The 11,051-nt window shown below is 62.2% G+C and carries 1 protein-coding gene; it reads left to right on the forward strand.

From position 1 onward, the window contains the following. Positions 1–62 precede the first annotated feature (62 nt). Positions 63–11,051, forward strand: a 10,989-nt coding sequence (locus QRN54_RS10160) for a non-ribosomal peptide synthetase (protein ID WP_285181912.1), incomplete at its 3' end; no start/stop codon positions are given.

The following is an 11,051-nucleotide window of genomic DNA, read 5'->3' on the forward strand; positions in this document are numbered from 1 at the left end:
TGCTGCGAATCGGACGTTCGGCTCGCACGGGTGCGCAATGGTGTGGAAGAGAGGCTGTGGGCGTGAATTCGCTGGGTAACGGAGAACTGGGGAGCGGCAAGCCGGAGGTCGGCAGCTCGCCGGAAGACGTTCAGCGATCCGACGCATTCCCGCTTTCCGCGGCCCAGCTCGGTATGTGGTTCGCGCAACACCTCGATCCCGCCGTTCCGGTCAACATCGCTCAGTACGTCGAACTCCGTGGTGCTCTGGAACTTGACGCCCTTCGGCAGGCCTGCGCAGACGCCGGTCGCGAAATCGGGTCGGCCTTCGTCCGGATCTTCGAGATCGACGCCCAGCCTTACCAGATCATCGACCCCACACTCGATGATTCGGTCGGTTACGTCGACCTTCGTAGTGAAGACGACTCGCACGACGCTGCCATGCGGTGGATGCGAGCAGATCGCAGCCGGCCGATCGACATGCTCACGGACCGCTTGATCTCTGCCACGATCCTGCGGCTCGGCGAGAATCGCTACTACTGGTACACGCGGGTCCACCACACAATTCTCGACGGATTCGGTGCGTCGACGTTCGTCACTCGTGTGGCGGAGCTGTACTCGGCGCGCGTGGAGGGCCGGGATCCGGAGCCGAGTGAGGCCTCCGATCTCCGGAACGTCTACGAGGTGGACAACAAGTACCGCCAGTCGAGTCGTTTCGAAACCGATCGCAAGTACTGGGCAGACAAGATCGAGAATCTCGACGAGATCTCGAGCCTCGCGGGTCGAAGTGCCGCGCCGGCTCCAGTCAGTCGGATCGACAGTGCAGCGCTGTCCAACCACGTCGAGGCTCTGCTCGGGCGGTTCCTCGAGCGCATCGAGAAGACCACTGTTGCCGGCACTGTCGTCGCGGCGTTTGCGGCGTACCTCGCTCAGATGACCGGGCGAGAGGACGTGTCGCTGAGTCTGCCCGTTTCCGGTCGAACAACAGCCGTGCTGCGTCGATCCGGAGGCATGGTCTCCAACGTCGTGCCGCTGCGACTGACCGTCACTGCGGACACCACCGTCCAGGAGCTTCTGGACGACGTCAGGAACGAAATGTCCGGCGCACTGCGCCACCAGCGATACCGACACGAGGACATGGTTCGCGGCGGTGACGGGCCGGGCCGGGGCGGATTCTTCGGCCCGTGGATCAACATCATGATGTTTTCCACCGAGTTGGCGTTCGGGCCCCTCGTCGGCGAACTTCACATCTTGTCCACGGGTTTGATCGAAGACCTCGGTGTCAACCTGTATCAGAGCGTCGGCGATACCCGCACACACATCGACTTCGAGTCGAATCCCAATCTGTACGCGCCCGCGGACGCCCAGCGAAATCACTCGCGGTTCGTAGAGTTTCTCGAGAAGTTCGTCTCGGCCGAAACGAGCCGCAAGGTCTGGGATCTTCCTGTCGCAACCGACGAGGAGCGAAACAAGGTTGCCTTGTGGAACCGCACCGGCTTCCACGTTGCCTCGCAGACCATCACCGAAGCATTCGAGCGTCAGGTCGAGAGAACTCCCGATGCCACCGCTGTCATTTTCGAAGGCGCCAGCCTCACGTACGCCGAATTCGACTCTCGCGCAAATGGTTTGGCTCGTCAACTCATCGCCATGGGTGTTGGGCCCGAATCGCTTGTAGGACTGTCGATCCGCAGGTCTTTGGACTTGATGGTCGGTCTGTACGCGATTGCCAAGGCCGGCGGAGCCTGGGTACCGGTGGATCCCGACCACCCAGCCGACCGCACCGCCTACATTCTCGAGTCGGCGCAGCCCACGTGTGTTGTGACCACTGCGCGGGACGACGTGGATCTGCCCTCGGGCACACGGGTCATCGAGATCGACACACTGGACTATGGGCAGCTCGACAGCAGACCGATCGTCAACGCGGATCGCCTGTCTCCCTTGCATTTCTCGAACACTGCGTACGTGATCTACACCTCGGGTTCGACCGGTCGACCCAAGGGTGTCGCGGTCACTCACGCGGCGATCAACAATCAGCTTCAGTGGATGAACGCCGAGTACGGGCTTTCGGCGTCGGACATTTACCTGCAGAAGACCGCTACGACATTCGACGTGTCGCTGTGGGGATTTTTCATGCCGTTGCAGGTCGGCGCCACGCTCGTCGTCGCGACTCCGGACGGTCATCGCGACCCGATCTACGTGGCGAACAAGATCGCGGAGCTCGGCGTCACGATCACCGACTTCGTGCCATCCATGCTCACGCTGTTCACTGCGAATGCACCTGCCGGATCTTGTGATTCGTTGCGCCACGTGTTCGTCATCGGCGAGGCGCTCCCGCCCGAGACGTCTTCCGCCTTCCGCGAACTCTGTGGAGCCGGACTGCACAACCTGTACGGTCCGACCGAAGCCGCGGTATCGGTCACGTACTACGAGGCCGTGGCCACGGATACTACTTCCGTGCCGATCGGTATGCCGCAGTGGAACACTCAGGCGCACGTACTGGACGGACAACTTCGCCCGACCCCCATCGGGCAGCCGGGTGAGCTCTATCTCGCCGGCGTTCAACTCGCGCGCGGATACGTTGGTCGACCGGACCTGAGCTCGGATCGGTTCGTAGCCAATCCGTACGGCACGGCCGGTGAGCGTATGTACCGGACCGGCGACCTCGTTCGTCGCCGTGAGGACGGAAATCTCGACTACATCGGGCGTACAGACTTCCAGGTGAAGTTCCGCGGGCAGCGCATCGAACTCGGCGAGATCGAGACCGTCCTTCTGGCGCACCCCGACGTTTCGCAGGCTGTCGTTTTGGTGACCGTCACCCCGACCGGTGATCAATTGGTCGGCTACGTCGTGCCGGGTCCAGGCCGAAACATCGATGCTGCGGTGCTCAGTGAGTTCGCCGGCCGAAGCCTCCCGTCGTACATGGTTCCGGCCGCGTTGATGGTGCTCGATGCGTTGCCGCTCAACACGAGTGGCAAATTGGATCGTGCCGGGTTGCCCGAGCCGGTGTTCGCGAGTGCGAAGCAGTACCGCGAGCCCCGCACCGAAATCGAACGCATCGTGGCGGACGTGTTTGCCGACGTTCTCGGTGTCGAGCGCGTCGGTATCGATGACGACTTCTTCGAGCTCGGTGGAAACTCTCTGGTTGCAACACAATTGGTGACGCGAGTGGGTTCGGCATTGGGAGTGCAACTCGGCGTTCGAGAGCTCTTCGAATCCACCACGGTCGCCACCCTGGCGGCCCGCGCCGAGTCGGTGGCGGGCAACGCCAGGCAGCTCACCCCGCTGATCGCCAAGCCTCGTCCCGAGGTCGTCCCGCTCTCGCTTGCGCAGCAGCGCATGTGGTTCATCAACCGTCTCGATCCGTCGACGCCCGCCTACAATCTTCCGTTCACAGTCCGGCTCACCGGTTCGGTGGACCCGTCCGCCCTGCATGCCGCGGTGATGGATCTTCTCGAGCGACACGAGTCCTTGCGGACGATCTACCCTGATGTCGACGGAACCGCGCAACAGCTGGTTCTGCCGGTCGACCGGGCCGCGGTGGAGTTGAATCCGGTCAAGATTCGGAATTCGCATCTCAACGCGGCGCTGTTCGACGTGGCGTCTCGCGGCTTCGACGTGACGCTCGAAATCCCGGTACGGGTTGCCCTCTTCGAGGTGTCTCCGACGGACTACGTCCTGGTGATGGTTCTCCATCACATCGCTGCAGACGGACTGTCGTTCCGTCCGCTCGCACGTGACCTTCTCGTCGCCTACTCGGCGCGAAGTGAGAAGTCTGCGCCGGCGTGGACGCCGCTGCCAATTCAGTACGCCGACTACGCCCTGTGGCAGCGCGAAGCACTGGGATCCGACGAAGACCCGCGCTCGGAGTCGTCTCGCCAGATAAACTTCTGGCGCCGGGCACTTGCCGATCTGCCGGATCAGTTGGATCTGCCGACCGACCGACCTCGTCCTGCCATCGCGTCCAATCACGGCGCCAAGCACCATTTTCAGATCAGCGAACGCACGACGCGCAAGTTGAACGAGTTGGCGCGCTCGAGGAGCGTCTCGCTGTTCATGGTGTTGCAGGCGGCATATGCAACGCTGTTGAGCCGGCTCAGTGGTACCTCCGACATCGCGATCGGTGCCCCGATCGGCGGGCGAGGCGATCAAGCGCTCAACGACGTGATCGGCATGTTCGTGAACACCCTGGTGCTTCGCACCGAGGTCGATCCTGATGAGCCATTCGCCAATCTGATTCAGCGAGTTCGTGATTCGGGCTTGTCTGCGTACGCACATGCGGATGTCCCATTCGAGCGCCTGGTAGAGGCTCTCAATCCGCCGCGCTCACGGGCTCGTCACCCTCTGTTCCAGGTTGCGTTGACCGCGGAGATCAGTGGACGGCGCGAGCTCGAGTTCTCTGGAGTGAAGGCCGTGGCGGCGGAACTCGAGGTGCCGATCGCGAAGTTCGACATCGAGCTGATGGTGTCCGAGGGGCAAGAGGGCGCAACGGACTTCGAAGGCCTGGAGGCGACGCTTACCTACGCGACCGATCTCTTCGATGCTTCGACAATGGTGGAGTTCGCCGAGCGTTTCATCCGCGTCCTGAATGCCGTCGTCGACGATCAAAACACGAAGGTCGGCGATATCGCCGTGTTCGGGAAAGACGAGTCGGCAAGAGTGCTCGACTGGTCGGCGGGAACGCGCTGTAGTGCTCCGGAGTTGTCGATCTTGTCGGCCTTCTACCGTGCTGCAGACGCTCAGCCGAACGCCGTCGCGGTGGCGGACGACGATCGAACACTGACCTACGAGGAATTGGACACACGGTCCAGTCTCCTCGCACTGGAACTGGCCGCGATCGGTGTATGTGCGGGCGACGTTGTGGCGTTGACCGTTGCCAGGTCGTGGCAATGGGTAGTGGCGATGCTGGCTGCATGGAAGGTAGGAGCCGCGTACGCACCCATCGACCCGAGCTTCCCGCAGGAGCGCATCCAGTCGATTCTGGAAGATACCGATGCGGTGTGTGTCGTGACTGTCGACATCATCGAACTCGACATCCCGATACTCGTTGTGAAGTCTGATCTTCCCCCGGCGACCGCCGTTCAGCGCCAGGACGACCCCTGGCTTTCTGTCGGTGCGAAAGATCATCTCGGATATGTGATTTCGACGTCCGGCTCGACCGGGCGTCCCAAGCCGACGATGGTACCGATGCGAGGCATCGAGAACACCGTGGCGTGGTACCGCTCGGAACTGCCCGAAGCCGGGCCGATCCTTGTTGCGTCCTCACCGAGTTTCGACCTCACGCAGAAGAACATATGGGCAGCGCTCGGTAGTGGAGTGCCGCTTCATTTGAGCGGAGATGGTTTCGACCCGCATGCCATTCTCGGGATCGTCGAATCAGCTGGCATCCGTGTTGCGAACATGTCGCCGAGCGCCTTCGTCGCTCTTTCCGATGCAGATGCGGAGGGAGTGCTCACACAACTGGATGTAGTCTTCCTCGGCGGTGAGCCGATCCAACTCCCCAGGCTCTCGCACCTGATGCGGGCTGGAGTGCGAATCGTCAACAGCTATGGTCCCACTGAGGCTTCGGATGTTGTTTCGGCACTGTCCGCGACATCCGAGCACAGCGCCGGAGTGCCTATCGGTACGCCGATTCCGAACATCGACTTGTTTGTGCTCGATTCTCGTCTGCATCCGGTCCCAGCCGGCCTGATCGGCGAGCTGTACGTTGCGGGCGTTGGTGTCGGGCGAGGTTACGGTGCTCGGTTCGACGTGACGGCAGAACGGTTCGTCGCAAATCCGTTCGGCGACGGTGGTTCCAGGATGTACCGGACAGGCGATCTTGTCCGGTGGAACGATCTGGGACAGTTGGAGTATGTCGGCCGCAGCGACTTCCAGGTGAAACTGCGTGGGCTGCGGATCGAATTGGGCGAGATCGAAGCCGCGCTCGTGTCGCTCGAGTCAGTCGTGCAAGCCGTCGTCTTGATGCACAACGACGAACGGATCGGCGATCAACTTGTCGCGTACGTCGTCGCGGACGGTGACACGTCCCTCGAAACTGAGATGCTCACGACTGCCGTCGCGGAGAAGCTTCCCGAGTACATGATTCCTTCCGCGTTCATGATCGTGGAGGAAATCCCCCTGACGTCGAACGGCAAGTTGGATCGTCGCGCATTGCCAGTCCCCACGTTCGAGGTCCGCGAATTCCGTGCACCCACCACGCCGGTGGAAGAGATTGTCGCGCAGGTGATTGCGGATGTTCTCGGAGTGGAACGAGTCGGCCTCGACGACGACTTCTTTGAACTCGGTGGCAACTCCCTGGTGGCTACTCAGGTCACCTCCCGATTGGGGCGGGCGCTCGACACGACGGTGCCAGTGCGAACGCTATTCGACGTTTCCACCGTCGAGGCGCTCGCCGCACACATCGAGTCGCACGTAGGTAGCGGCGGGCAGAAGGCGCTCGTCGCACAGGTGCGTCCCGCGGAAATTCCGTTGTCGCTGGCGCAGCAGCGCATGTGGTTCCTGAACCGCTTCGATACCGACTCAGCTGCTTACAACATCACTTTTGCTCTGCACCTGACTGGTCATCTCGATACTGCCGCGATGGAAACTGCGCTCGAGGACGTACTGGCCCGGCATGAAGTGCTCCGAACGGTATATCCGGACGGGGCTTCCGGACCGAAGCAGTCGATTCTGTCGCTTTCGGAGGCGTTCGGTGGACTGACCGTGGAGTCGGTTTCGGATCCTGACGAGCTCGAAAGTCGAGTCGCTGCAATCGGATCCTCAGCGATCGACGTCACTGTCGATGTGCCGATCCGTGTCCGCCTGTTGACGGTCAGCGACACCGAGCACACCCTCGCGATCGTGGTTCATCACATCGCCGCTGACGGTTGGTCGATGGCGCCCCTGGCTCGCGATGTCATGATTGCCTACTCGGCACGCAAGGACGGGATCGCGCCGGCGTGGCAGCCGTTGACTGTGCAGTACGCCGACTATTCGTTGTGGCAGCGTGAGGTTCTGGGGTCGGAAGACGACTCGGAATCACTGATCTCGCAGCAGATCTCGTACTGGACCGAGACTCTGGCAGACCTACCGGATGTGATCGAGCTTCCGTCGGACCGGTCTCGGCCTGATGTGGCGTCGATGCGCGGCGAGCGATTCGCGTTCGAGATCTCCGGGGATGTGCACCGTCGATTGGACGCGCTGGCACGGGAGAACAACGCGACGCTCTTCATGGCGTTGCACTCGGCGCTTGCCGTTCTGATGGCCCGACTGAGCGGGACCTCGGACATCGCCGTGGGCACTCCCGTTGCCGGTCGCGGGGACGAGGCGCTCGACGATCTCGTCGGTATGTTCGTCAACACGCTTGTTCTGCGCACCGAGGTCGACCAGGCCCAGGCATTCACGGATCTGCTGGCTGCGGCGAGTGATTCCGCGCTCGGAGCGTTCGCTCACTCGGACGTGCCCTTCGAGCGGTTGGTGGACGTCTTGGCTCCCGCCCGGTCGCAGGCCAGACATCCGCTCTTCCAGGTTGTGCTGTCCTTGCAGAATCTCGCGCAAACGGCATTGGAACTGCCGGGACTGGCGATCAAGGCCGCCGAAATCGACACGACCACTGCCAAGTTCGACCTCGAACTCGCAGTAACAGAGTCGATCGGCGAAGACGGGATCCAGCAAGGGCTCTCGGCCGAATTCACGTTTGCTGCAGATCTGTTCGACGTTTCGACGGTCGAGGGGTTTGCTCGGCGTCTGGTTCGTATCCTCGAGACTGTCGTGTCGGTTCCTTCGATTGTCGTCGGTGACATCGATATTCTCGATGCGGCCGAGCGGGGTGTGCTGGCCGATGTTCATGGAGGTCAGTCGGTCTCGGGAACCCTGGTCGAGATCCTCACAGCGGCGGCCGCTGTGGATCCGTCGGCGGATGCGATTCGCTTCGACGGTCAGTCGATCAGCTACCGCGAACTCGACGAGCGGTCGTCGCGACTCGCTCGTGTTCTGATTGCGAAGGGCGTCGGGCCGGAGGATCGGGTCGCGATCGCGATTCCGCGTTCGGCCGATTCGGTTCTCGCTCTGTGGGCAGTGGTGAAAACGGGTGCTGCATTCGTGCCCGTCGACCCGACGTATCCGGTTGACCGTATCGCCCACATGATCTCCGATTCCGGTGCGGTGCTGGGTCTTGCGCTCAGTGACGTCGAGGCAGGATTGCCGTCGGCGTTGACGTGGGTTGTTCTCGACGACGAGAAGACAGTGGCGGCGTGCGCGGCAGAATCTTGCGCGCCGGTGAGTGATTCGGATCGACGCAGTGCGATCGACGAGCGGCAGCCTGCTTACGTCATCTACACCTCTGGCACCACGGGTCTGCCCAAGGGCGTTGTGGTCACCAATGCGGGTGTGGCGAACTTCTGCGCCGAGCAGGTCGAGCGCTATGCGCTGACCGCGGATGCTCGAACGCTGCATTTCGCCTCGCCGAGTTTCGATGCTTCTGTTCTCGAGTTGCTGATGGCATTCGGAGCAGCATCGACGATGGTGATTGCGCCGACGACGGTGTACGGCGGCGCGGAATTGGCCGAGATCTTGCGCTCGGAGGACGTGACGCATGCGTTCGTGACGCCCGCTGCGCTGGCATCAGTGGATCCGAGCGGGCTCGACGCGTTGCGGGTGGTTGTCGTCGGTGGCGAAGCCAGTTCGCGGTCTCTCGTTGCCAAGTGGGCGGTGCCGCTTCCGGATGGCGGTGTGCGTGGATTCTTCAATGCGTACGGTCCGACGGAGTCGACAGTCGCCTCGAACATCAGCGATACGCTGACCGCGTTTGATCGTATGAACATCGGCGGCCCGATTCGGGGAATGGCCGCGCGGATCTTGGACGGCCGCTTGCAGCCCGTTCCGGTTGGTGTCGCAGGTGAGTTGTACGTGTCGGGTGTTCAGGTCGCTCGTGGATACCTGGGACAGCCGGCATTGACAGCGGGTCGTTTTGTCGCAGACCCGTTCGGGGCGCCGGGAGAGCGGTTGTACCGCACGGGTGACGTGGTCCGGTGGATCGACGGTGGCGCAGTGGAGTACGTGGGCCGCAGTGACTTCCAGGTCAAGATCCGTGGGTTCCGTATCGAACTCGGCGAGATCGAGGCCGCGCTGACCCGTTGCGCGGGCGTTGCGCAAGCTGTTGCTCTCGTTCGTTCCGACGATCACTTCGGAGATCGTCTCGTTGCATACGTCGTGCCGCAGGCCGGCGCCGGGGTGGATCCCGCACAGGTCATCGAGTCGGTGTCGACGTTCCTGACCGGCTACATGGTCCCCGACTCGGTACTGGTGCTCGATTCGATTCCGTTGACCACCGCGGGCAAGACGGACATCAAGGCTCTGCCCTCGCCCGTATTCGAGTCCAAGGTGTACCAGGCGCCGATCACGACCGTCGAAGAGACTGTCGCGCAGGTGTTCTCCGAAGTTCTCGGAGTCGCACAGGTTGGCCGCGACCACGATTTCTTCGAACTCGGCGGCAACTCGTTGATCGCGACCCGTGTCGCCGCTCGGCTGGGAGAGGCGCTCGACACAAGCGTTCCGGTTCGTGCGCTCTTCGAAGCGTCGACCGTGCAGTCACTCGCCGTCCGGCTCGAGCTGCACGCCGGTTCGGGCGCCACCGCCCCACTGGTGCAGCAGCCCCGGCCAGCTCGGATCCCACTTTCGTTGGCGCAGCAGCGCATGTGGTTCCTGAACAGGTTCGAACCCGCGTCGGCAGTGAACAACGTCCCGGCGGCGATCAGGATTTCGGGCGCCCTCGATGTGGCAGCTCTTGACGCCGCCGTGATCGATGTCGTGGGCCGACACGAATCACTGCGAACTGTGTATCCAGACGTCGACGGCGTCGGCTATCAGGACGTCCTCGACGTCCAAGACGTTGTCGTCGATCTCAGCCCCGTGTCGATCACGGAAGATCGCCTGGCTGCGGGCGTCGCCGAGCTGGCGACAGTCGGCTTCGACGTGACGTCCGAAGTCCCGTTGCGCGCCAAGCTCTTCAAAGTCGGCGACAGCGAATACGTTCTGGTGTTCGTCGTGCATCACATCTCGACCGACGGTTTCTCGATGGGTCCGTTGACCCGTGACGTGATGGTTGCCTACGAAGCACGTACACGAGCGTCGGTGCCGGCTTGGACGCCGTTGCCGGTGCAGTACGCCGATTACTCGTTGTGGCAGCGTGAGGTTCTCGGGTCCGAGGACGATCCGCGGTCCGTGATCGCGAAGCAGATTGCGTTCTGGTCGGATGCGTTGGCTGATCTTCCGGAGCAGCTGGATCTGCCTGCCGATCGTCCGCGTCCCGAGGTCGCTTCAGGGCGCGGAGCCGAGGTCGAGTTCGATATCGACGCCACCCTGCACGAAGCTGTCAATTCGATTGCGCACAGCAGTAACTCGACACCTTTCATGGTTGTTCACGCAGCGCTCGCCGTCGTACTTTCTCGTTTGTCCGCAACGACCGACATCGCGATCGGTACACCGATCGCGGGTCGCGGTGAGGCGCAGCTCGACGATCTGATCGGTATGTTCGTCAACACTTTGGCGTTGCGTACCGAGGTTGATCCGTCGATGTCGTTCACGGATCTGTTGGCTTCGGCGCGTGAGGTGGATTTGCAGGCGTTCGCGCATGCGGATGTTCCGTTCGAGCGTGTGGTGGAGGTTCTCGATCCGGTTCGTTCGCAGGCTCGTCATCCGCTGTTCCAGGTGGCATTGACGTTCCAGAACCACGAACAGACAACGCTCGAACTGGGCGACCTCGAAGTGTCGATCGAAAGTGCCGATCTTGCGCTGGCGAAATTCGACCTCCAGTTGACCCTGACCGAACGAACCGACGAGGCCGGCGCACCCGCCGGAATGTCCGCCTCTTTGACGTATGCGACGGATCTGTTCGACGAGTCGACCGTTGTGGAATTCGGTGATCGGCTGGTAAGGACCTTCCGTGCGGTGACTGCTGATCCCACCGTAGCGGTGGGTGACGTTGACATCTTGGTCGATGGAGAACGAAACCTGCTGTCCCGCTTCAGTGCCGGCCAGATCGATCGTGGTGTGGATTCGACGTTGTCGGCGTGGTTCGATGATGCTGCTGCGCGG

Source organism: Rhodococcus sp. MEB032 (assembly GCF_030208925.1).
GTDB lineage: Bacteria > Actinomycetota > Actinomycetes > Mycobacteriales > Mycobacteriaceae > Rhodococcus_F > Rhodococcus_F qingshengii.